This window comes from Enterococcus saigonensis (genome assembly GCF_011397115.1).
In the GTDB taxonomy this organism is placed as follows: Bacteria; Bacillota; Bacilli; order Lactobacillales; family Enterococcaceae; genus Enterococcus_C; species Enterococcus_C saigonensis.
On record NZ_AP022822.1, the window covers coordinates 315,001 to 338,444 of the forward strand.

Annotated in this window: 17 protein-coding genes, 20 tRNA genes, 1 riboswitch and 1 other annotated feature (1 of these 39 running past the window's edge); of the genes, 28 read left to right on the top strand and 9 right to left on the bottom strand. The window is 38.2% G+C overall.

Going from position 1 to position 23,444, the window contains the following annotated elements:
- From EsVE80_RS01360 to EsVE80_RS01475, 24 genes are all read left to right on the top strand, one after another.
- A tRNA-Gly gene (locus EsVE80_RS01360) sits at positions 1–42 on the top strand; it begins 30 nt to the left of the window's first position.
- Positions 43–61: 19 nt separating this feature from the next.
- A tRNA-Leu gene (locus EsVE80_RS01365) sits at positions 62–147 on the top strand.
- 9 nt (positions 148–156) lie between these two features.
- Positions 157–230, top strand: a tRNA-Arg gene (locus EsVE80_RS01370).
- 14 nt (positions 231–244) lie between these two features.
- Positions 245–318: transfer RNA gene (locus EsVE80_RS01375), tRNA-Pro, on the top strand.
- Between the two features lie 14 nt (positions 319–332).
- Positions 333–405, top strand: a tRNA-Ala gene (locus EsVE80_RS01380).
- A 27-nt stretch (positions 406–432) separates the two neighbouring features.
- Positions 433–506: transfer RNA gene (locus tag EsVE80_RS01385), tRNA-Met, on the top strand.
- A gap of 13 nt (positions 507–519) precedes the next feature.
- Positions 520–593 (top strand) — tRNA-Ile (locus tag EsVE80_RS01390).
- A gap of 26 nt (positions 594–619) precedes the next feature.
- A tRNA-Ser gene (locus tag EsVE80_RS01395) sits at positions 620–709 on the top strand.
- Between the two features lie 46 nt (positions 710–755).
- A tRNA-Met gene (locus EsVE80_RS01400) sits at positions 756–829 on the top strand.
- A gap of 18 nt (positions 830–847) precedes the next feature.
- Positions 848–923 (top strand) — tRNA-Asp (locus EsVE80_RS01405).
- 1 nt (position 924) lies between these two features.
- A tRNA-Gly gene (locus EsVE80_RS01410) sits at positions 925–995 on the top strand.
- 16 nt (positions 996–1,011) lie between these two features.
- Positions 1,012–1,085 (top strand) — tRNA-Ile (locus EsVE80_RS01415).
- A gap of 32 nt (positions 1,086–1,117) precedes the next feature.
- A tRNA-Ser gene (locus EsVE80_RS01420) sits at positions 1,118–1,205 on the top strand.
- A 9-nt stretch (positions 1,206–1,214) separates the two neighbouring features.
- Positions 1,215–1,286 (top strand) — tRNA-Glu (locus EsVE80_RS01425).
- Between the two features lie 14 nt (positions 1,287–1,300).
- A tRNA-Ser gene (locus EsVE80_RS01430) sits at positions 1,301–1,390 on the top strand.
- Between the two features lie 46 nt (positions 1,391–1,436).
- Positions 1,437–1,510 (top strand) — tRNA-Met (locus tag EsVE80_RS01435).
- 17 nt (positions 1,511–1,527) lie between these two features.
- A tRNA-Asp gene (locus tag EsVE80_RS01440) sits at positions 1,528–1,600 on the top strand.
- Positions 1,601–1,604: 4 nt separating this feature from the next.
- A tRNA-Phe gene (locus tag EsVE80_RS01445) sits at positions 1,605–1,677 on the top strand.
- Positions 1,678–1,723: 46 nt separating this feature from the next.
- Positions 1,724–1,797: transfer RNA gene (locus EsVE80_RS01450), tRNA-Ile, on the top strand.
- Between the two features lie 9 nt (positions 1,798–1,806).
- Positions 1,807–1,878: transfer RNA gene (locus EsVE80_RS01455), tRNA-Glu, on the top strand.
- 154 nt (positions 1,879–2,032) lie between these two features.
- Positions 2,033–2,109: riboswitch (SMK box riboswitch) on the top strand.
- Entirely contained in the window at positions 2,107–3,297 is a 1,191-nt protein-coding gene (gene metK, locus EsVE80_RS01460) for a methionine adenosyltransferase (protein ID WP_173102130.1), read from the top strand. It overlaps the preceding riboswitch by 3 nt.
- A 145-nt stretch (positions 3,298–3,442) precedes the next feature.
- Positions 3,443–4,906 carry an MDR family MFS transporter gene (locus EsVE80_RS01465; protein WP_173102131.1) on the top strand — a complete coding sequence of 488 codons (1,464 nt, stop codon included), beginning with the start codon at positions 3,443–3,445 and terminating at the stop codon, positions 4,904–4,906.
- A gap of 27 nt (positions 4,907–4,933) precedes the next feature.
- Complete coding sequence (locus tag EsVE80_RS01470; protein ID WP_173102132.1) at positions 4,934–5,704, top strand: alpha/beta hydrolase; 771 nt, start codon at positions 4,934–4,936, stop codon at positions 5,702–5,704.
- A gap of 140 nt (positions 5,705–5,844) precedes the next feature.
- Positions 5,845–6,123: an NUDIX domain-containing protein gene (locus EsVE80_RS01475; RefSeq protein WP_173102133.1), complete on the top strand. Its 279-nt coding sequence runs from the start codon at positions 5,845–5,847 to the stop codon at positions 6,121–6,123.
- A 175-nt stretch (positions 6,124–6,298) separates the two neighbouring features.
- Here EsVE80_RS01475 and EsVE80_RS01480 read toward each other — a convergent pair whose 3' ends face one another.
- The 3 genes from EsVE80_RS01480 to EsVE80_RS01490 are packed head-to-tail and all read right to left on the bottom strand — an operon-like array spanning position 6,299 to position 8,482.
- Positions 6,299–6,859, bottom strand: a complete 561-nt coding sequence (locus EsVE80_RS01480; RefSeq protein WP_173102134.1) for a tRNA (mnm(5)s(2)U34)-methyltransferase — start codon at positions 6,857–6,859, stop codon at positions 6,299–6,301.
- Entirely contained in the window at positions 6,852–7,817 is a 966-nt protein-coding gene (locus EsVE80_RS01485; RefSeq protein ID WP_173102135.1) for a TIGR01212 family radical SAM protein, read from the bottom strand. Before EsVE80_RS01485 ends, EsVE80_RS01480 begins: the two co-directional genes overlap by 8 nt.
- 14 nt (positions 7,818–7,831) lie before the next feature.
- Positions 7,832–8,482 carry a phosphatase PAP2 family protein gene (locus EsVE80_RS01490; RefSeq protein WP_173102136.1) on the bottom strand — a complete coding sequence of 217 codons (651 nt, stop codon included), beginning with the start codon at positions 8,480–8,482 and terminating at the stop codon, positions 7,832–7,834.
- Positions 8,483–8,893: 411 nt separating this feature from the next.
- Here EsVE80_RS01490 and EsVE80_RS01495 point away from each other — a divergent pair, with 411 nt between their 5' ends.
- On the top strand, positions 8,894–10,693 hold the full coding sequence (locus EsVE80_RS01495) for a muramidase family protein (protein WP_173102137.1): 1,800 nt from the start codon (positions 8,894–8,896) through the stop codon (positions 10,691–10,693).
- Between the two features lie 47 nt (positions 10,694–10,740).
- Positions 10,741–10,947: a binding site (T-box leader), on the top strand.
- A gap of 77 nt (positions 10,948–11,024) precedes the next feature.
- Complete coding sequence (leuS, locus tag EsVE80_RS01500; protein ID WP_173102138.1) at positions 11,025–13,436, top strand: leucine--tRNA ligase; 2,412 nt, start codon at positions 11,025–11,027, stop codon at positions 13,434–13,436.
- Between the two features lie 195 nt (positions 13,437–13,631).
- Here leuS and EsVE80_RS01505 read toward each other — a convergent pair whose 3' ends face one another.
- Positions 13,632–13,946, bottom strand: coding sequence for a hypothetical protein (locus EsVE80_RS01505; RefSeq protein WP_173102139.1), 315 nt, complete (start codon positions 13,944–13,946; stop codon positions 13,632–13,634).
- A gap of 224 nt (positions 13,947–14,170) precedes the next feature.
- Here EsVE80_RS01505 and EsVE80_RS01510 point away from each other — a divergent pair, with 224 nt between their 5' ends.
- The gene (locus EsVE80_RS01510) at positions 14,171–15,703 is read left to right on the top strand and encodes a WD40/YVTN/BNR-like repeat-containing protein (protein WP_173102140.1); all 1,533 of its coding nucleotides are present in this window, start codon (positions 14,171–14,173) and stop codon (positions 15,701–15,703) included.
- Positions 15,704–15,773: 70 nt separating this feature from the next.
- Here the strand turns inward: EsVE80_RS01510 and EsVE80_RS01515 are convergent, their stop codons facing one another.
- The 3 genes from EsVE80_RS01515 to EsVE80_RS01525 form a co-directional block, all read right to left on the bottom strand.
- Positions 15,774–16,013, bottom strand: a complete 240-nt coding sequence (locus EsVE80_RS01515; RefSeq protein WP_173102141.1) for a hypothetical protein — start codon at positions 16,011–16,013, stop codon at positions 15,774–15,776.
- Between the two features lie 19 nt (positions 16,014–16,032).
- Entirely contained in the window at positions 16,033–16,893 is an 861-nt protein-coding gene (locus tag EsVE80_RS01520) for a sialate O-acetylesterase (protein WP_173102142.1), read from the bottom strand.
- 182 nt (positions 16,894–17,075) lie between these two features.
- Positions 17,076–18,587 carry a UDP-N-acetylmuramoyl-L-alanyl-D-glutamate--L-lysine ligase gene (locus EsVE80_RS01525; RefSeq protein ID WP_173102143.1) on the bottom strand — a complete coding sequence of 504 codons (1,512 nt, stop codon included), beginning with the start codon at positions 18,585–18,587 and terminating at the stop codon, positions 17,076–17,078.
- A 210-nt stretch (positions 18,588–18,797) separates the two neighbouring features.
- Between EsVE80_RS01525 and EsVE80_RS01530 the strand changes: the two genes are divergently transcribed.
- The gene (locus EsVE80_RS01530) at positions 18,798–20,438 is read left to right on the top strand and encodes a putative polysaccharide biosynthesis protein (protein WP_173102144.1); all 1,641 of its coding nucleotides are present in this window, start codon (positions 18,798–18,800) and stop codon (positions 20,436–20,438) included.
- Between the two features lie 96 nt (positions 20,439–20,534).
- On the opposite strand, the gene EsVE80_RS01535 is transcribed toward EsVE80_RS01530, so the two are convergent.
- Together EsVE80_RS01535 and EsVE80_RS01540 are read right to left on the bottom strand one after the other, a co-directional pair.
- Positions 20,535–21,728, bottom strand: a complete 1,194-nt coding sequence (locus EsVE80_RS01535) for an amidohydrolase (RefSeq protein WP_173102145.1) — start codon at positions 21,726–21,728, stop codon at positions 20,535–20,537.
- A gap of 19 nt (positions 21,729–21,747) precedes the next feature.
- Positions 21,748–23,229 carry a YfcC family protein gene (locus EsVE80_RS01540; protein WP_173102146.1) on the bottom strand — a complete coding sequence of 494 codons (1,482 nt, stop codon included), beginning with the start codon at positions 23,227–23,229 and terminating at the stop codon, positions 21,748–21,750.
- Positions 23,230–23,444: the final 215 nt, after the last annotated feature.

The following is a 23,444-nucleotide window of genomic DNA, read 5'->3' on the forward strand; positions in this document are numbered from 1 at the left end:
TTGCCAAGGTGGGGGTCGCGGGTTCGAACCCCGTTTTCCGCTTTACTTTAAAAAGTAAGAAGCCGGGGTGGCGGAACTGGCAGACGCACAGGACTTAAAATCCTGCGGTGAGTGATCACCGTACCGGTTCGATTCCGGTCCTCGGCATTATAAAATGCGCCCATAGCTCAACTGGATAGAGTGTTTGACTACGGATCAAAAGGTTAGGGGTTCGACTCCTCTTGGGCGCGTAGTAATAATTTAACGGGAAGTAGCTCAGCTTGGTAGAGCACTTGGTTTGGGACCAAGGGGTCGCAGGTTCGAATCCTGTCTTCCCGATTTAAAAGTAACACGGGGCCTTAGCTCAGCTGGGAGAGCGCCTGCTTTGCACGCAGGAGGTCAGCGGTTCGATCCCGCTAGGCTCCATATCATTTTAATATTGAAATGATTATTCGCGGTGTAGCTCAGCTGGCTAGAGCGTCCGGTTCATACCCGGGAGGTCGGGGGTTCGATCCCCTCCGCCGCGATTTTTTAGAGCCTGGACCTTTAGCTCAGTTGGTTAGAGCAGACGGCTCATAACCGTCCGGTCGTAGGTTCGAGTCCTACAAGGTCCATCCGTGACATTGTGGATTTGTTTTTTGGAGGATTACCCAAGTCCGGCTGAAGGGAACGGTCTTGAAAACCGTCAGGCGGGTAAAACCGTGCAAGGGTTCGAATCCCTTATCCTCCTTTACTATAATTCTATAATATATAGATGTTAGTAAATTTTATATTATCGCGGGATGGAGCAGTCTGGTAGCTCGTCGGGCTCATAACCCGAAGGTCGTAGGTTCAAATCCTGCTCCCGCAATTTTAAAAACTAAATCCTGGTCCCGTAGTGTAGTGGTTATCACGCCTGCCTGTCACGCAGGAGATCGCGGGTTCGAGTCCCGTCGGGACCGCCATGCGGGTGTAGTTTAGTGGTAAAACCACAGCCTTCCAAGCTGTTGTCGCGAGTTCGATTCTCGTCACCCGCTTTTAGTTTTTAAATATGGGCCTATAGCTCAGCTGGTTAGAGCGCACGCCTGATAAGCGTGAGGTCGATGGTTCGAGTCCATTTAGGCCCATTATAAAATCAAAGAAAAGATTTTTGGTTTTTGGGGAAGTACTCAAGTGGCTGAAGAGGCGCCCCTGCTAAGGGTGTAGGTCGGGAAACCGGCGCGAGGGTTCAAATCCCTCCTTCTCCGTTTTTAGTTGGCCCGTTGGTCAAGTGGTTAAGACACCGCCCTTTCACGGCGGTAACACGGGTTCGAATCCCGTACGGGTCATTTTTTTTTTTTTTGGAGGATTACCCAAGTCCGGCTGAAGGGAACGGTCTTGAAAACCGTCAGGCGGGTAAAACCGTGCAAGGGTTCGAATCCCTTATCCTCCTTTACTATAATTCTATAATATATAGATGTTAGTAAATTTTATATTATCGCGGGATGGAGCAGTCTGGTAGCTCGTCGGGCTCATAACCCGAAGGTCGTAGGTTCAAATCCTGCTCCCGCAATTATAAAACTAAATCCTGGTCCCGTAGTGTAGTGGTTATCACGCCTGCCTGTCACGCAGGAGATCGCGGGTTCGAGTCCCGTCGGGACCGTTTTGGCTCGGTAGCTCAGTTGGTAGAGCAATGGATTGAAGCTCCATGTGTCGGCAGTTCGATTCTGTCCCGCGCCATTTCTTTTCTAATAAATCTTATTAGAAAAGTCATTTAGTTTTATATGGGCCTATAGCTCAGCTGGTTAGAGCGCACGCCTGATAAGCGTGAGGTCGATGGTTCGAGTCCATTTAGGCCCATTAATAATTGGTCCGTTGGTCAAGTGGTTAAGACACCGCCCTTTCACGGCGGTAACACGGGTTCGAATCCCGTACGGATCATGGGAAGATACGTTGTGTATCTTCCTTTTTATTTTTGTGATAAAGATTCAAACAGCTCAAACTGTTTGAATCTTTTTTTATTCTAAGTAAGAAAAGATTTATTGTAATTATAATAAATTAAGCGAGCTTTATCTGAATAAATCTGCTATACTACAAGCGTTGCAAGTTCCCGAGAGGATTCGCACTGCGAAGATGCCTTGTAACCGAATATCATTAGGGGGAATCATCATGACAGAAAGACATTTATTTACTTCAGAATCTGTTTCTGAAGGACATCCAGATAAGGTAGCTGATCAAATCAGCGATGCAATTTTGGATGCAATTTTAGCGAAGGATCCGGCTGCCCGTGTAGCATGTGAAACTTCAGTAACAACTGGTTTAGTTTTAGTATTTGGTGAAATTTCGACAACAGCTTATGTGGATATTCAAAAAATTGTTCGAAATACGATTAAAGATATTGGCTATACACGAGCTAAATTTGGTTTTGATGGGGATACAGTTGCGGTTTTAGTAGCAATTGATGAACAATCACCAGATATTGCTCAAGGTGTCGATGCTGCTTTGGAAAGTCGTGATAATAAAGATACGGTAATAGATGAGATTGGAGCCGGAGATCAAGGACTAATGTTTGGTTTTGCGTGCGATGAAACACCAGAATTGATGCCGTTGCCGATTTCTTTAAGTCATAAACTAGTTCGCCGTTTAGCAGAATTACGTAAAAATGGTGAACTAAAATATTTACGTCCTGATGCAAAATCACAAGTTACAGTAGAATATGATGAAGCAGGAAAGGCTAAAAGAATTGACACAGTCGTGATTAGTACACAACACGATGATGCTGTTGATAATGCAACGATTCGCAAAGATGTGATTAAAAAAGTTATTGAGTCAGTAATTCCAAGTGAATTATTGGATGAAGATACTAGATACTTTATTAATCCAACTGGTCGTTTTGTAATTGGAGGCCCACAAGGAGATGCAGGTTTAACCGGTCGTAAAATTATTGTGGATACTTACGGAGGATATGCACGTCATGGTGGTGGTGCTTTTTCTGGTAAAGACGCAACAAAAGTTGACCGTTCAGCTAGTTATGCTGCTCGTTATATTGCTAAAAATATCGTAGCTGCCAAATTGGCTAGCAAGGTAGAAGTACAATTGGCTTATGCAATCGGTGTAGCACAACCTGTATCAATTTCAATCAATACTTTTGGAACTGGGATTGCCAGCGATGAAAAATTAATCGAAGCGATTCGTGCAAATTTTGATTTACGCCCAGCCGGGATTATTGAGATGTTGGACTTGCGTCGTCCAATTTATCGTCAAACAGCGGCTTATGGTCATTTTGGACGAACGGATGTAGATTTGCCTTGGGAACACACAGATAAAGTAGCTGCATTATTAGCTAGTGTAAATGGATAATAGGGATTGAGTTGTTGATTTTGCCGCTATTGCTTAGGTAATAGCGGCTTTTCTTTGAGGAAAACAGAAAAATTTTGGGAGATTTTTTTTACTTTGATTGACATTGTAATAAAAAAAGATTGAGATTTAATTGAGGAGGTTAAAAATGAAAAAAGAAACAAATGTTACGTTAGTCACAGTTGCTGTTTTTGTGGCAACATTCATGACGGCAGTAGAAGGAACCATTGTAACTACGGCTATGCCAACAATTGTCGGGTCATTACATGGGATTGAAATCATGAACTGGGTCTTTTCAATTTATTTATTGACGAATGCCATGTTAACACCAATTTACGGGAAATTAGCAGATAAAATTGGACGTAAACCGATCTTTATTTTAGGGACAATCCTTTTTATTATTGGTTCGGCTCTTTGTGGATTCTCCAATACGATGCTGACGTTGATTATTTCCAGAGCAATTCAAGGGATGGGTGCAGGTGCAATGATGCCAGTAGCATTGACGATTATCGGTGATTTATATGATAAAGAAAAAAGAGCACGCGTACTTGGATTAAATAGTACAGCTTGGGGTATTGCATCAGTGGTCGGTCCCCTAGCAGGTGGAATTATCGTTGATACCATTGGTTGGCACTGGATATTCTTTATTAATGTACCGATTGGAATTATTTTGATTATTTTAATTTGGCTATATTTGGTGGAAGAAAAAATAAGTCAGCAACAAAAAAAGATGGATATTTTTGGTAGCCTATCTTTAATGGGGTTATTATTAGCGTTGTTGTTAGCTTTCCAGTTTTTAGGTGATGAAGGATTATCGCTTAAAGTTATCATTTTAGCTGTTATAACAATAACGACTGGAATTTTATTTGTTTATGCTGAAAAACGGGCGACAGATCCGGTCATTTCGTTGCAGTTATTCACACAACCTTTATTTGTCGTAGTTAATCTTGTGGCGGCTCTTGCTAGTGGTTTTTTAATCGGGGTCGATGTCTATATTCCAATGTGGATGCAAGGCGTCTTGGGTCTTTCTGCAGGAATTGGGGGCTTAGTTTTAGCACCGTTGTCTTTGTTATGGATGGTGGGTTCGTTTTTAGCTGGCCGGTGGATGGCAACAATTCCGGTGAAGCGTGTGCTATTGCGTGGGGGTATTATTACGTTAATAGGAGCATTATGTCTTGTTTTCATTCCACAACATACCAATTGGCTTTGGTTTTTTGTTATCTCGACTATTTTAGGTATTGGTTTAGGAGCCGTAACAGTGACATGCACAGTTAGTGCACAAAGCAGTGTTTCTCCTGAGCAGATGGGGGTGGCAACGTCATTTAATACCTTAGCACGGACAATAGGACAAACCATTATGGTCTCAGTTTTTGGTATTTTATTAAATAGTATTACAGCAGCAAAATTGCAAGGCGTCACGGTGGCAAATAAAAGAGATATAATGAACCAATTGGTAAATCCTCAGACGGCAAAATTATTGGCCGATGATTTGCAAGCAACGTTACGTGGGGTGCTTTTTGCTAGTTTACATGGTGTTTATGTAGCAGGGGCGCTTTTGATTGTTGTGGCTGTGGTTTTAACCCTATTTTTGAAAAAGTCTGATACAATGTAGAAAATGAGAAAAATTGGGGGAATTAATGTGGCATTTATACAAGCAAATATTTATTCGCGTGTTTTAAATTTGGATGTAGGTTTGAATCTAATTTTACCCCAAAGTAGTGAGCGTTTCGTTCGGAATGAAAAAGATGATGTGCCTATTTTATATCTGTTACATGGTATGGGTGGCAATGAAACAGCGTGGATGCGTCGAAGTAGTATTGAACGGTATGTTCGAGAAAGTGAAATTGCAGTTGTGATGCCAACCACTGAATTAGGCTTTTATACAGATACACATTATGGAATGAATTACTGGACATTTATTTCAGAAGAGTTACCGACGATTTTACATGAATTATTCCCACAGCTTACAAGAAAACGAGAGAAAACATTTGCAGCAGGTCTTTCAATGGGCGGTTATGGTGCGATTAAATTAGGTTTGCGCTGTCCGGATAAGTTTGCGGCTGTTGCTAGTCTTTCTGGTGCTTTGGCGTTGGCAAGTGATCCTGAAGTTTTGCTGCAATCAGGTAGTCAAGCTTATTGGGAGGGTGTTTTTGGTCCAGTGGAAAAAATCAAGGGATCTGAAAACGATCCGATTCATCTCTTAACCACAGTAGCACCAGCGATTGCGCCAAAAATATTTGTTTGTTGTGGCACAGAGGATTTTTTGTATACGAGCAATCAATATTTTGTTCAAAAAGCGCAGGCAGCTGGTTTTGCTGTCACATATGAAGAAGGACCAGGAGCTCATACGTGGGACTTTTGGGATGAATGGATTCAAAAAGTTTTGCAATGGTTACCAGTTGAGATTTAGCGTGATGTGAAAAATAGGCTGTTATGTTGTCTAAAAAATGAGGAAAGCACAATGTATACTAAAACAGATATCAGAACCAATATTGCAACGAATCGTTTTGATGTACGGGCAAGCGGTATTCTCATTCAAAAAATCATCTTTTGATTTCAACAAAAGCAGTTCATACCCAAACCTTGCCTGGTGGCGCAGTGAAAACGGGTGAAACTTCTCGTGATGCAGTTATTCGTGAGTTGAAAGAAGAAAGTGGTTTAGCTGTGAAAGGAAGAGGTTTGCTAGCTGTCATCGAAAACTTTTTTGTTAGGAAGACGCTGATTACCACCAAGTGCTTTTTTTATATCACTTGCAAACTGTTACAAATACCGCCAGCACTCAGCGGTATAGAAAAGTCAATCACTTTCTTGGCTAGATTTGACTGTTGAAAAGTTGAATCTAAAGCCAGCTATTTTAAATGAAGTGGTCACAAGTTTTTTTTGTAAATAAAGCAATACCATTCCAGCATATAATTTATCGCGATTAAAAACACGCTGTTTTGTAAGTTTATTCTCCTTTTTGGAATCTTACAAAACAGCGTGTTTTTTGAATCCAGTCCCCTTACTACTTAGCCTCAATGCAAAGTAATAGTGGGGGATTATTTTTTTGATTAATAAATTGATAAGCTAAAACATTATAACGTTCTTGGGGCAGATCATTACAATAAGATTTGAGGGCGTCTAGTTCTGCTTTACCGCCAGGATGTCCATAGTAACAGACAAGGATAATGCGCCCTTGTGGTAACAAGTGTTCTAAAAGAGCCGTAAGGGCTTTTTTTGTGGTTTCAGGTAAAGTAATAATCTGCTTATCACTTTTTGGTAAATAGCCCAAATTAAAGATAGCGGCTTTAATTTTTTTACCTTGCAAATAAGTAGCAGCATTTTCATGTCCAGCTAAATGTAAATTGACAGCTACCTGTTCTGGGTGGCGAGCCAATTTTTCTTGCGTAGCTAAAAGAGCAGATTTTTGAATATCAAAAGCATCCACTTTTCCACTTACACCCACCAACTGTGCTAAAAAAAGTGTATCATTACCATTGCCCATGGTAGCATCGACTACATGATCTCCTGTCGTTACAATTTCGCGTAAAAGTTCGTGACTGTAGTGCATAGCTGTTTTAAGCATGAACACCAGCCTCCAAAAAGATATTTTTGCTTCCTTGATAAGTGTTGCGTCGCTTCATTTCTTCATCAATTGCGTTTAAAACTTCCCATTTTTTCAAGCTCCACATCGGTCCAACTAAAGAGTCCCACGGAGCATCCCCGGTTAAACGGTGGATGATCACTTCAGGGGGAATCAATTCCAACTGATCACAAATAACAGTGACGTAACTTTTACGGCTCATGAGTTGCAAGCGACCTTCATGATAATCGCGTAACATTCGCGTATTACGCATTAAATGCAATAGATGTAATTTGATACCTTGAATATCGCTGTCTAGCAAGGTGCGGCGGACATTTTTGACCATCATTTCCGGCGTTTCTCCTGGTAGCCCGTTAATTAAATGCGTACAGACACGAATGTTGTGTTTGCGAAGACGAGCAACTGCATTCACATAAGTAGGATAATCATGTGCACGATTGATAATTTTACTTGTTTCTTCATAAGTTGTTTGTAATCCCAATTCCACCCATAAATATAATCGCTCATTGAGTTCAGCTAAATATTCCACCACGTCTGCTGGTAAGCAATCCGGACGCGTTCCTACAGAAAGTCCAACTACTCCAGGTAAATTTACTACCTGCTCAAAACGTTCTTTAATGACAGACAAAGGCGCATGGGTATTTGTAAAATTTTGGAAATAAACAATATATTGATCTACATGCGGCCATTTTTGGTGCATCATATCAATTTCTTTGTGAAATTGGACGGGTAAGGGATCTTCAGGAGCAACAATCATATCCCCAGATCCTGAAACACTACAAAAAGTACAGCCACCACGCGCGACCGTACCATCACGATTGGGACAATCAAAACCACCGTCCACAGGTACTTTGAAGATTTTCCCACCAAATTCTTGGCGTAAAGCATAATTCCATGAATGGTAACGTTTGTTAGCATCTTCACTGTATAAAAAAGTCATTTTCTGACACCTCATTATTTCTGTTGATTTTTAAAACGCCAGATAAAGCGCTTTTCACTAAAGTAAGGATAGGTTAGGCATAGCCAGCCTAAAGCTAAACTGTACCCACCAATAATATCGCTTGGAAAATGAACACCGACATAAATTCGGCTGCTACCAATGAGGACAATTAAGAGACCAAGTAGAATTTGTAGACTAAGTAAAATCTGTTTGTTCTTCAGTAAACCTGGCAAAATAAAAATTAAAGTACCATATAAAATCATACTGGCACAAGCATGTCCACTAGGAAAACTAAAACTATGTTCTGTCACCAAATGTTGGAGTGTTGGTCGCGCACGCTGAAAGACTAGTTTAATAAGTGGGTTAATAACACCAGCGACTAATCCAACGTTGATCATCAGCCAGAGTGCTTCTGCGTAATACTTGCTACGATATAATAAGAATAAAAAGGCCACTGCCAAAATGATAATCGTAATAGGGTTGGCAAACTTTGTAATCCAAATAAAAAAATTATTCCAAGTAGGATAAGGGGCACGAATAAGATTGGTAATAAAAGTATCAAATCCTGTTAACCAATGGCGGTAAAATTTCACCACGTAGCCTAAAAAAACAAAAAGTAATAAGAAACAACTACTAGCAAATTGGTAATAGAGTTTATTTTTCATAACGTCTCCTTTAGTAAATCCGAATAATTGTTTGACAATGGGATTATTATAGCATGAGAAGAGGTTCCTTTCGTTTATCAAAAGGAATTTTTTCAATATTAGGATAAGGTTAGAAAAAGTCAAAAACCTTATTTTTTAACATTTTTATTAAATCACACAAAAATAGTATTAAAAAAAGAATTAATGTAATCGTTTTGCAACATTTGTTGTCTTTTTTAATAACTATTTTCTTGACGGAATAATAAATTGAAGCTCTGATAATATAAATAATATTTGTAATAAAAATAACGAATTGAAGATAATGTTACAGCAGTTTAACAAATTAGGGAATTAATCATTTAAAACTTTTAATAAAAAACGTTAGACTGTATACTTAAAGTTAAGAAAAGTTTAAAAAAGGAGGCGAGCAACTTGACCCAACTTGTTTCTCGTAAAGAACGACGAAAAGTAGAAAAACAAACTAAGTTTTACCGCGACGCTAAAAAAAGTGCGGCCATCGTGGGAACAACTTTAACAGCATGCTCTGTAGTCGCACCTTTGGCAAAGCCAATGACTGCAGAGGCAACAAATACTAATCAAGCACAAATTTCAAAAAATCTAAGCCAAACAGCGATTCGTAGTAATTCAACAGCTTTAATTACAGAATTAGCAGCACATGCACAACCTGTAGCGGCGGCAAATGATTTATATGCTTCTGTCATGATTGCCCAAGCAATTGTAGAAAGTGGTTGGGGAACAAGTAGCTTATCCCGCGCACCTTATTATAATTTATTTGGTATTAAAGGTAGTTATAACGGTAAAACCGTTTATATGAATACCTTAGAATATTTAAATGGAAAATGGGTAACCATGAAAGAACCTTTCCGCGATTATCCTTCTTATAAAGAATCTTTTGCCGATAATGCAGCGACTTTACGCAATGTTTATATTGGTGGTCAATATTATTATCGTGGGGCTTGGAAAAGTAATACGCGTTCTTACCGAGATGCAACGGCGTGGCTGACAGGTCGTTATGCAACAGCACCAAACTATGCTTCAGCTTTAAATAATGTGATTGAAAGTTATGGATTAACTCGCTATGATACACCCGCTAGTGGCAATGCTGGTGGCGGCGCGTGGAGTAACGGTGCTGGGTCAACGAATAATAGCTCTAGTGGTTCTTCCAGCGCAAGTACAAGCCAATATTATACGGTACAAAGTGGTGATTCAGTTTGGGGAATTTCCAATAAATATGGAATCAGTATGAATGAGTTGATCAGCTGGAATAATATCAAGAATAATTTTATCTATCCGGGTCAACGTTTAGTAGTGAAAAAAGGAACTACAGGGTCTACCACACCTAAACCAACGCCAAGTAAACCGGCACAAAATACGAATAAGCCGAGTGGGAATACAGCAAATTCCGGTGCAACGCAATATTATACGGTACAAAGTGGTGATTCAGTTTGGGGAATTTCCAATAAATATGGGATTAGTATGAACAGTTTAGTTAGCTGGAATAACATTAAAAACAACTTTATTTATCCTGGCCAACGTCTAGTGGTGAAAAAAGGAGCTTCCGGTTCTTCTACAACAAACCAAACGCCAAGTAAACCGACACAAAATACGAATAAGCCAAGCACAAATAATAGTAACGCGAAAACCTACTACACAGTTCAAAGTGGCGATTCGGTATGGAGTGTAGCTAATAGATATAACATCAGCATGAATACACTAGTTACCTGGAATAATATTAAGAATAATTTTATCTATCCAGGGCAACGTTTAGTGGTGCGCAATGGTTCTGCTAGTACAGGCAATAATAAGCCGGCACAAAATACGACAGTCACTAAGCCAAATAGCAACACAAATACAAGTAGTACAGTAAATAGTAGTCAAAATCAATACTATACAATTCAAAGTGGTGATTCTGTTTGGGCTGTTGCCAACAAATATAAAATTTCAATGGAGCAATTCCGCCAATGGAACAATATTAAAAATGATTTTATTTACCCTGGTCAAAAGGTTATTGTTAAAAAAGGCAGCAACACACAAAAGGCTCAATCACTGCAAACAGGTAGTCAAACAAGCACGAAAACCTATAAAGTACAAAGTGGGGACTCCGTGTGGGGAATTGCTGACAAATTTGGAATAACGATGGATAAATTAATTCAGCTAAATAAAATCCAAAATAACTTCATTTATCCTGGTCAGATACTCAAATTAAAATAATATTTGAATTTTAAGATGTTCTTTGTTAGTATAACTAACAAGTAGAAAATTACGCTGTGAGAAGGAATAGTAAAAAGCAAATCGTTTTAGAGAGCACATGGTTGGTGAAAATGTGTACGAACTCTTTTGAACTCGCCTTTTAGCGTTAGCAGTTGAACCAAGTAGGCTGTTACGGTGACGATCGTTACAACGTTTGAGGCTTATCTTTTAGATAAGCAAAAATTAGGTGGTACCACGTAGATTACGTCCTATAAAAAGCATGGCTTTTTATAGGATTTTTTTTATACGACTGATTATCAGTCAATTAACTTTTATTTAGGAGGATTTAGCAGTGTACGATCATAAGCAAATCGAAAAAAAATGGCAAAAGTATTGGGCGAAACATAATACCTTTAATACCCATGACAAAACCGATCAACCAAAATTTTACGCCTTGGATATGTTTCCCTATCCTTCTGGGCAAGGACTACATGTAGGGCATCCTGAGGGTTATACTGCGACAGATATTTTGTCACGCATGAAACGATCACAAGGATATAGCGTATTGCACCCTATGGGATGGGATGCTTTTGGGTTACCCGCTGAACAATATGCTTTAGATACGGGGAATGATCCGGCTGAATTTACCAAGAAAAATATTGAAACTTTCAAACGTCAAATTAATTCATTAGGTTTTAGTTATGACTGGAATCGTGAAATTAATACGACAGATCCAGAATATTACAAATGGACACAATGGATTTTTACCAAACTATACGAAAAAGGCTTGGCTTATGAAGCCGAAGTAGCTGTTAACTGGGTTCCAGAGTTGGGAACCGTGATTTCAAATGAAGAGGTTATCGACGGTAAGAGTGAACGAGGAGGATATGATGTTGTAAGACGCCCCATGCGTCAATGGATGTTAAAAATTACAGCTTATGCCGATCGCCTATTAGATGACCTTGATTTGGTGGATTGGCCCGAAAGCATTAAAGAAATGCAGCGAAATTGGATTGGCCGCTCAGTAGGGGCAAATGTTACCTTCAAAATTGCGGATACAGATGAAGAATTTACAGTTTTTACGACTAGACCTGATACGTTGTTTGGTGCGACCTATGCTGTTTTGGCACCAGAACTTGCTTTAGTGGAAAAAATTACTATGCCAGAACAAAAAGAAGCTGTGGCAGCTTATATTGCGCAAGCAGCGAAAAAATCCGAGTTAGCACGGACAGACTTAGCAAAAGAAAAAACGGGTGTCTTCACGGGAGCGTATGCTATTAATCCTGTTAATGGTAAAAAAATTCCAATTTGGATTGCCGATTATGTACTTTCAAGTTATGGAACTGGGGCAATTATGGCCGTTCCTGCTCATGATGAACGCGATTATGAATTTGCCAAAACATTTGATTTGGATATCGTTCCTGTTTTAGCCGGTGGTGACGTAACAAAAGAAGCCTTTACGGGTGATGGTCCACATATTAATTCTGAATTTTTAGATGGTTTAAACAAAGAAGAAGCCATTGAAAAAATGAATGCGTGGTTAGAAGAAAATGGTGTTGGGAAAAAAGAAGTCAGCTACCGTCTACGTGACTGGTTGTTCTCTCGCCAACGTTATTGGGGTGAACCAATTCCAATTATTCACTGGGAAGATGGGACAACGACGACTGTGCCAAAAGAAGAGTTGCCATTGCGTTTGCCTGTGACAAAAAATATTAAACCAAGTGGGACTGGTGAATCTCCTTTAGCCAATATTGAAGATTGGATTAATGTTACCGATGAGAAAACAGGTAAAAAAGGACGTCGTGAAACCAATACAATGCCGCAATGGGCGGGTAGTTCTTGGTATCATTTACGTTATATTGATCCTCATAATAAAACAGCTTTAGCAGACTATGATAAATTAGAACGGTGGTTACCTGTAGATATTTATATCGGTGGTGCTGAACATGCTGTTTTACATTTATTATATGCGCGTTTTTGGCATAAATTCTTATATGATATCGGTGTCGTACCAACTAAAGAACCATACCAAAAACTATTTAACCAAGGGATGATTCTGGGAGAAAACAATGAAAAAATGTCGAAATCTCGCGGTAACGTAGTTAATCCAGATGATGTCGTAGAAAAATACGGTGCTGATACATTGCGGATGTATGAAATGTTTATGGGACCTTTGGATGCATCAATTGCTTGGAGTGAAAATGGTCTAGAAGGTAGTCGTAAATTCTTAGAACGGGTATGGCGTTTAATCGTAGATGAAGATGGCAAAATGCGTGATCGAATCACGACGATTAACGATGGAAAATTAACGAAAGTTTACCATCAAACTGTTAAAAAAGTTACCGACGATTACGAAAATATGCATTTTAATACGGCGATTTCGCAATTAATGGTTTTCATTAATGAAGCGTATAAAGCCGACGCCCTACCTTATGAATACATTGAAGGATTTGTACAATTACTAGCGCCGATTGCGCCACATATTGGGGAAGAGTTGTGGGCAGTTTTAGGGAATGAGGATGGCATTTCTTATGTTCCTTGGCCAACTTATGATGAAGCGCAATTAGTGGAAGATGAAATTGAAGTAGTGTTCCAAGTTAACGGTAAAGTACGCAGTAAAGCGCAAGTAGCACGCGACATTGCAAAAGACGAACTGGAAAAAATTGCGTTAGCAGATACGACCATTCAAGAACATCTTGCCGGTAAAACAGTTCGTAAAGTAATCGCAGTACCAAATAAATTGGTTAATATTGTTGCCAATTAAGCATTCACTCACAAAAAACTAAGGGACTTTTTTGGTAGCCCATAATGATTTTAGAAAAATAAAAACTCCTTTTGGGGGAAGCAGCCAATCAGCATGCTTTGCCTCAAAAGGAGTTTTTTATTTATTTTAGTGACGATTATAAAAACTACTTCAAATACTTATTGGCGCAAAATATCAATTAGGTTTTATCTAAACTTATTGCAAAGTGTGATTTAAAAATTGTTCAAGATGTTTTTGGAAAAGGTGAGGATCCTTTGCATTTTGTTGCTGTTCATTTAACAAATTTACAACATTTATCGTTTGTTTGGCCGGATGGCTTAAGCCGACAGCGGGATTTAAGACATAGCGAACGTTTTGGACGCGGGCTTTTAGGCTCTTTTCAGTTGTGCCTAACTGTGTGGCAAGGCTTTTATAAGTTGTAAAAACTAAACCAGAAAAACCAAATTGATTTAAATAGTAAGCTAAAATATCTCCTTCAATTTTCCATGAATAGTTACTTTTTTTAGTCATACTAATTCCTCCTTTTTTAAAAAACTAATCAAATTACTAACTGTATTTTACAGTGTTTATATTACTATATAAGCATTTTTATGTCAATTTATTTATTTTAAAACTAACTTATTTTTTGAAGAGGAGATTGAAGGAATTAGTTTTGTTTTTTTATTTTTTCATTAAATTACTATTATTTTTTGTTATTTTCTTGCATAATAAAGAAAATTTCAGAGGAGTGGGAAATGGATAAAGAACTATTAATGATTGATTTATTAGGTGGCAAAAAGATCATTACAGCCGTGTTTTTGCCACTCTATCGGCAACGTTTACGCTTGAGTATTAGTCTATCATTATTTAGTGCTGGCTTTTTTTTAGGATTGAATACTCTAGTTTATCGTTATTTGATGGCGAGGGTTCAGACAACTTCTGCTGCTCAGAAAATTGTTGGCCTACATTATTTTGCCCTGATTTTTGGTGGTATCATCATTACACTTTGTCTTATTCAGTGTGTCTTTGTACTTGTACATCTATTTTTACTGAAAAGAAATTTCCAAGGTTGGTTAACCCGAATTTTGCAGAAGTTTTCTGGTTTTTCTAAAGTAGTAGAAGATGAAGAATACTATTTTATTAAACGCAAGCAAAAAGAAGTAAGACTAGCTAAAAAAGATTGCTTGGTCTTAACCGAGCGCATTAACGGCGATAAGTTAATGATTGGCGTAGAGAAATTGGATTTGGGTGTCACACGGGGATTCATTTTTCTTAGAACTACTAAAATAGATTTTCGCAAGTTACCTAACGTACAGACAGATAAACACAAAAGTACAGGTAAATTGGCAATTTTTCTTGGTCTTTTTTGTTTGTTGCTAGGAAGTTTTCTTTACCTTTTTACAAAAACGGAAATAAAAGAGAATACTTCGACTGCCGCAGTTCATATGTCAGAAGAAGTCAAAATCACCACATCAGGATTATTAAAACAACAAGGAGCTACACCGAATAAAGTTGCGCAAAAAGAAAATGAACTTTATGTAGCAAATACGCATGAGTTGTTTCAAACGACAGATCGCGGTCAGCATTGGCAATTTGTACCTTTAAAAGCGGAGTGGCTAAGAGGTGGCAGTTATACGTTAACAAGTGGAGAAATTCCTTTTGGTTATTGGATGGATTACACATATCAAGTGGGGAAAGATTTTTCTTGGTATCTTTATACCACGGGTTTTGGCGACTATTTAGACGTATACTTACTTTTTTCAAGTGACAATGGGGTAACGTGGCAAAAAAGCCAAGTCGGAGAAAAAGTGCGGAATTTGCGTTATCGTAAAGTACAATTTTTTGAAAATGGAACGGGGATTGCAGCAATTTCACAAACGACAGCAATGTCGGGCAGTGAGCAGGTCTGTCTATTTACCACCCAAAATCATGGTCAAGATTGGTATCCGGTGGGGAATACCACGATTAATGCCCCTATTCAAAATATTAGTTTTATCGATGCTTCAATGGGGTTTATTAGTACCAGAGAGGGAATCTTCTATACTCAAAATGGGGGACGTTCTTACCATGAAGCACTTGTCAATGTACCAGCGGATTATCTGTTAGGGGGCCTAGATCTTTTTCAGTCACCTAATGAAGTCACGCAGCCTAATAGTACTACTTTAGAAGCGAAGTTTTATCTAACCAAAAAAGATGGCCATATGTACGCTTGTTTGTATCGTTCTTATGATGGCGGCCAAACATGGGCTTTTGTACGCCAACTTTCAGAAGTGACCTCTGCAGATTAAGCGTTAATTTTTAGTCTAAAATTAAAAGCAAAACACGAGTAAAAAGTGCAGTCGTGTTTTGCTTTTTTTGTTAATATTTGCCATCTGAACTGCGCTGATAGTGCTGATTTTCTTTGATGGGTAAATGAATAATCGCTTCATCAGGTGCGGTGACAATCAGACGGGTTTTACCTGTTGGATTTTGTTCTAAAGTTACTAAAAGGTCATCATCAAGGGGAAAACCGGCTGCTTTTAACATTTTTTCAGGAATTAAAAGACCAAAATTTTTATCCCAATGCACAATTTTTGATTTGCATTCTTCAATTTTCATTTTTTCACCTCATTTAGATTTAAAGCATTTGTGAATTTAAAACATATGCTGCTAAATTTAGGCCCGCTTGATCGCCACATAAATTATAACCAGTTTGAGTGTAGTGATAACCGTCTTTCATTAAGTCTAACTCTGACATCCATTCAAAAGCATTGGCAATCAAAACGACTTGCTTTGCTTGGGCCAATTCTCTTTGGGCGCGAATAATTTTTTGAAATTTTTCAGGGTCATCCTTCTTATTGCCAATTTGAATGAGAAAAGTTTGCGTGATCCCAGCTTTAGACAAGACATCTTGCAGTGCAGTAAAATGCATTTTATATTCATGACTGCTCATGCCGTGATCGCCGTCAGTTTCTCCTTGGCACCAAATCAAAAAACGATTTTTAATGGGAATATTTTGTGCGCTTAAAAAGTTTTCAGCTCGATTTAAACGTTCTAAAATATCCGAACAATAAGCAGTACCTGGTTGCCATTCTAGAATGCTACTACCGCCTTTTGATGCTGAAACACCGACTACCATGCGCCGGGTACAATCGTAATAAGCGTTGACGAGGCTACTAACTAGCGAGCCAGTCTTTTTATTTTCATCATTAATACCAGTAGCATTATCTTCAGTTTTGCCAAAGGGTTCTTGTAAATGAAAAAGTTTGGTGGGCTGACTTACAGCGCGAAATTCGTAGCCTTCTTTAACGTAAGGAGCTAAATGAGCTGTACCACGACCTGCCATATTACTTTGACCGGCAAAAAGAATTAAATCGACGCCATCTTCATCAGGTTCTAAAGGTTGAGGGTACTGGGCTTTTAAGGCCGCTCTTTCGTTTTCTAATAAGCCTCGAAATTCGGTAATAGCAGTAGGGCGGTGCACAGTTAAATTTTGCAAGAAAATCACTCCTAATTTATGTGAGTTACTACCTAAATGGTACCGCAGATTAAAAGCGCTGACAAAGTTTAAAGCATCATTTGTGGTAAAATAAAAAACTTACTCAAAGTAGTCGCAAGTTACGATCCTTTGAATAAGTTTTTTGCCGATTGAAAGAAAGTCGCTGCAAATAATGGATTTTGTTATTCGTTATCTTCTGCAATCAAACGTTTGGCGATAAAGTAGTCCCCCTCATAAGGCGTATCTTCGCCATTGATTTTTTGATATTCATCTACCCCTTTGCCTGCGATTACAACGGCATCCTCTGGTTGGCTTACTTGTAGGGCAGCAGCTATTGCTTTGACGCGATCCATTTCAAAGTGAACTTCTAATTGCGCATTCGTGATATGAGCATTGATTTCTTCTGCAATTTTTTTTGGATCTTCAAACGCCGGATCATCGGCAGTTAAAAAGACGATATTGGCATGTTCTGACAATGCTTTACCAAAGTCGGCACGACGTGAAATTGCTTTGCCACCGGTACTACCTAAAACCACGATGACACGTCCAGTTGGGTGTTCTCCTTGGGCAAATTCCAGTAATGTTTTTAAACTTAAATAATTATGGGCGTAATCAACATAAACACTAGCGCCATTTGTATTTAGTAGATGATCCATCCGCCCAGGAACACGAGCACTCGCTAAAGCGTCTTTTGCCTCTTTGACATTTGCCCCTACAGTTGCTGCGGCTAAAAGGGCTGCAGTCGCATTTTCTTGGTTGAAATCTCCAGCTAATTGAATGCGATATTCATCAGCAATTTGCAATTCGTCTTTTTGGTTGCTAACTGTGAAATGCTTATTTTTGCCGCTAATAACCAAGTAGTCTGCATTTTTGCGGCCGTAAGAAATATAGGGAGTTTGTAATAATTCACAGTTTTCTTTTAACAGCTCAAAATAGTCACTGCCGGCATTTAAAATCATTTTTTTTGAATGGCGCAACAATTGGCGTTTGCAATAAAAATAGTCATCAAAAGTCGGATGTTCAATCGGACTAATGTGATCTGGTGAAATATTTAAAAAGACACCCACATCAAAAGTTAAACCAAAAACACGCGCTGTTTTATATGCTTGGGAAGAAACTTCCATCACTAAATGCGTCATGCCATTTGTGACAGCTTGCCGCATCATTTGATATAAATCTAAAGATTCCGGCGTGGTTAAATGGGATTTAAAATAAGTTTTACCATCTAATGAGGTATTCATTGTCGACAATAAAGCTGTCTTATTTCCAGTAGCTTTTGCTAGTAATGCGTGGGTGAAATAGGCGGCAGTTGTTTTACCTTTTGTACCCGTAAAAGCAACAAGTTGTAATTCTTTTTGTGGGTAGCCATAAAAAGCCATCCCTAAAAGTGCCATTGCTTTTTTGATATCCGTAACAATAATGGCACACTGAGCTTTGACCTCAAAAGGTTCTTCGGCAACATAAACTTCTAAGCCATTTTCAAGTGCGCTTATTAAATACTCCACTTTAAAATTTAGACCCTTACAAAAAAACAAGCTATTATTATCTGCTTTACGGGAATCGTAGGTTACAGCGGTAAATTCTTTTTTAGGTAAATTTTTACTTGTTAAATGCCAACCAGTTGGCGTAATCATTTCTTTTAATAAGTCATTTTGTAATAAAATTTCACTGACTTTTTCTAATGTTAATGTCATGGCTCAAGCCTCACTTTACATTTTTCTTCGGTTGTATTATAGCATTAAATAAAGTGGGTACCAAACTTCAGGAAAAAAAGAAACTATTATGACGAGATTTTCTGAGGTGTTGTAAAACCATTAAAAATCAGCAAAAAAGATTGCCGGAGGGAACTTTTGTAAGTAAAATAGAACATATGTCTTGAAACCAATAGAAAGTAGAGAAAATAAATGAGTGAAAAATTTATGGCACAACAGGAACTATCTACTGAAGAAAAAATGGCCAAAGGTTCCACCTGGCTAACGATTGGAAATATTGGTTCTCGTTTGTTAGGCGCAATTTATATTATGCCTTGGTATTACTGGATGGGAGAACATGCCAATCAAGCTAATGCGTTATTTAATATGGGCTATAATTTTTACGCATTGTTTATGATGCTTTCCACCGCAGGTATTCCAGCTGCAATTGGAAAACAAACAGCGTATTATAATTCGTTAAATGAATATGCTACTAGTCGTAAATTATTGTATCGTGCCCTACAAGTTATGGCTGTTTTCGGGGTCATTGCAGCTGCTGTGATGTATTTTCTATCCCCTTGGTTAGCTGATATTTCCGGTGGGGGGGCAGAGTTAATCCCGACAATTCGTTCCTTGAGTGTCGCAATTTTAGTTATTCCTTGTATGAGTGTTATTCGCGGCTATTTCCAAGGTCAAAATGAAATGAAGCCTTTTGCTATTTCTCAAGTTTTAGAACAAGTAGCACGCGTTTTTTATATGTTGCTAGCAACTTTTATTATTATGAAAGTTGCCAAAGGGGAATATACAACTGCCGTAACGCAATCAACGTTTGCTGCTTTTATTGGAGCTATTATCAGTATTTTAGTTTTAGTATACTATCTGCGAAAAGATAAGGTTCGGATGGATTATTTAATTGAACACAGTGCCAATAATGTTAATTTGGATGCTAAAGACTTACTGATTGAAACAGTCAAAGAAGCAATTCCTTTCATTATAATTGGTTCTGGAATTACAATTTTTAAACTTGTAGATCAAGTTACTTTTGTACGCGTAATGTCCTCTTTTACTGCTTACTCGCAAAATCAGCTAACTTCTTTATTCTCTATTTTTAGTGCGAATCCAGATAAGTTAACCATGGTTGTAATCGGTTTGGCAACGTCTATGGCTTTAGCTGGTTTGCCTTTGATTACCGAAGCCAAAACACGGGGCGACCACAAAGGGTTGGCGAAATTAATTAGTAATAATTTACAGTTATTTGCTTTTGTTATGTTTCCAGCTACATTTGGTATGATCGTACTAGCATATCCTTTAAATACATTATTTTATGCCCCTAGTCATTTAGGCGCTAGCGTCTTAGTCGAAGCAAGTGTTTCCGGTCTTTTTTTAGGGCTGTATATGATGACATCCAATATGTTACAAGGAATGTATGAAAATCTATCGGCAATTGGGTATTTTATCATTGGTTTAGTCATTAAAATTTTAGTACAGATACCATTAATTATGGTCTTTGAAGTGTATGGTCCGCTTTTAGCTACGATGATTGGCTTTGGTGTAACTTGTGGCTTGAATTTGTATAAATTGCATAAAATTTCTCGCTTCAATCGCATATTGACGTTTCGTCGGACGGTTTTGATTTTTCTTATGAGTTTAATGATGACGGTAATTGCGTTTATTATGCGTCAATTAATGGGATTAGTACTTGATACAGATAGCAAACTACAATCTTTTCTCATGATTTTAGGAGTTGCAGCAGTTGGTGGTGCAAGTTATGTTTTCATGGTTTTACGTGTACGGTTAGCGGATAAACTCCTGGGTGCAACGGCTGAAAAAATTCGGCGGCGTCTACACATGTAAAAACAAAATACCCAAAGGAATAAAAGTGCTGTCTTTTCTTATAATTATAAGAAAAGACAGCACTTTTAATCTCTTTTATAAAGATAGACCATGTGTTTATGCTTTGTTTTTTAAAGAATTTTTGAAAGCCATTTGAATAGCTTCCATCAGTTTTTGATCACTTAACGTTTTGATAATAAACAATCCGATAACTTTTGCCCCGGCTAAGATGACTGGATGAATTTTTTCAGGTGTCTGCATGATAGCAGCTACTTCTTTGGTGTGTAAAGAAAACCAGTGATCAGAGATTGCAATCATAGGATGAAAAGCCGGACAAATATAGCTGACATTGCCAATATCAGAACTGCCAGTGGCATTTCCTTTTGGTTCATCACAATGAGGCAGCTCAATGGCCGTCATGATTTCATCAATAGCTGCAATTCCGGGAGCATTTAAATTCATATCATCAAAATCTTCTCCGGTTTTTTCATAAGTGACAGAAGTTTCCGTAGCCTGTGCAGCACCTTTTAAACAGTTTATGACTTTGGTAAAGTTTTGTGCTAAATCATATTTATTAGCATGACGCATATTAATAATTAATTCTGCTTTGTCGACAATAACATTTGAAGCAGTACCACCTTGGGGTAAAATATAAGAGACGCGACTGCCATCTTTCATTTGTTGTCTGGCCATATCAATTGCGTGACAGGCAAGCATTGCAGCATTTAAGGCATTTTTTCCTTGCCAAGGGGCAGCAGCTGCATGGGCAGTTTGACCAGTAAAAGTTGCTTTGATTTCACTTAAAGCTAAGAAACGACAAGCAGGCCAAGTTTGGTCGCTGTTCATATGAATCATCATTACAAATGCATAGTCATCAAAAACACCGGCATTAGCCATCGTAATTTTATCACCGGTAGCTTCTTCATTTGGTGTACCAATTAAATCAATGGATGCAGAAATCTCTGAGGCCATTTCTTTTAGAGTTAATGCTGCTAAAAGACTTAAACTCCCACTTGCACAATGACCACAGGCATGACCGATATCAGGCAGGGCGTCATATTCCATTAAAATTCCAATTTTAGGCTGATTTTTTTCTCCCTGAATGACATGACCGATAAAAGCTGTTGGCAAATTTGCAATATTTTCAGTAACGGCAATTTCTTTAGCCTTTAAAATTTCAATAATTTTTTTGACCGAGCGGAATTCTTGGCCCGATATTTCGGGATGCGCTGCTAAATCATCATTTAAATCGTAGGCAGTTTGTTCATTAAGGAAAATTTTTTCTAAAAATAATTTTTGCAATTGGTCCATAAAAAGGACTCCTTTCTTTTTAACTAAATAAGGTAGCAATGGTTAAAATACAGCAGACGACAACAAAAATGATACCTAAAAGTTTTGCAGTAAATTTTAACCAAGTAGCGTATTCAATATGAGCAATGCTCAATACACCTAACATAATGGCCGATGCCGGGCTAACTAAGTTCATGGTACCAGAGCCAGCCTGAAAAGCTGTAATTATCAAATCTTTTGGTACGTGAACAAAGTCTGCTAAGTTACTCATAATTCCCATTGTGGCAGAGGCTAAACCAGAAGTAGAGTAAATTAAAAAGCTCATTGGAATATAAAAAATATAAGTCAAGATTGTAAATAAAACAGGCGGCAGGCTGCTTAATGTCGTTTCACCAAAATGTAAAATTGTAGCTGTAATCATTCCGTCATTCATCACGACCTGAATCCCACGGGCAACTGCGACAATTAAAGCAACTTGAATCATGTCTTTGGCTCCCGTAATAAAATGCTGGACAATCGTACTTTCTTTCATATTATCCAAATAGCCAATCACAATCGCCATAAACATAAATAAAATTGTGATTTCAGTAAAATACCAGTCTCCAAAAGCGGGGAAGTCTGAGCCAATCATTTTACCTAAAATAGGAATTTTGATTACGCTGTCTCGCAAGTTAGCAAAGAAAGTAAAGTTTTGATTGATTGTCTGCCATGGAATCAAGCCTAGAATCATGACAATGAAGGTTAGAATAAATGCAACAATTACATGTTTTTGCTTTTGACTCATCGTATCGATTGTTTGGAGTTTAAAATAAGTTAAATCTGCTTCACGCTGCTTATAGACAAGGGATTTTGTCGGCTCTTTTTCAATTTTTTGCGCATAACGATAGACGTAAATAATGGCGATGGTAGTTAAGATTACCCATAAGACAAGGCGCCAGATAATGCCTTGCCCCGGTGAAATCCCCGCAGCTTGAGAAGCAACCCCGGTTGCAAAAGGGTTAACGGTAGAGGCTAAGACGCCCACTGTAGTTCCTATTAAAATGACACCTACTGCGACTAAACTATCTAAGCCAATGCTGTACATGACAGGCAAAAGTAAAGGGTAAAAAGCTAATGTTTCTTCAGACATACCAAAAGTAGTACCCCCGAGTGAAAATAAAATCATGAGTACAATAATCAAACGTTTTTCTTTACCATGATATTTTTTTACAATAGAACTGATTCCAGCATCAAGGGCTCCAGTCGCATTCACCACGCCTAAAAAACCACCAATTACTAAAATGAATAATGAAACTGGCATTGCAGCAGACGTTTTGTCGTCACCTAACATACCTATAACCGGGGCTTTTAAAATATCCCAAAACCCCTGTTCGTTTTGTGTAACACGATGATAAGTACCAGAAATCAGCTGTTTGGCTTCGTTTAAATTGTATTGACCTGCTGGTACCAGCCACGTTAAAACTACCATCAGAAAGATAATCCCAAATAAAATGGCGTAAGATGATGGCATTTTTCTTTTCATAAAAAACGACTCCTTTTAATAGTTTTTGTAAAAGTAAGCGTAAGAATGTATCAGCTTGAAATTTTTAGCACTTCAATGAATACAGAAGACGATAACTAAAGGAAAAGTCCTAAAAAAATTTCGTAACGGTTAAGCAAGGATTGGCCAAGATTACTTTTTCATAGAGCGCTTACTTTCTGCTATAATGATAACGAGAAAAAGAGGCAGTCAACTTT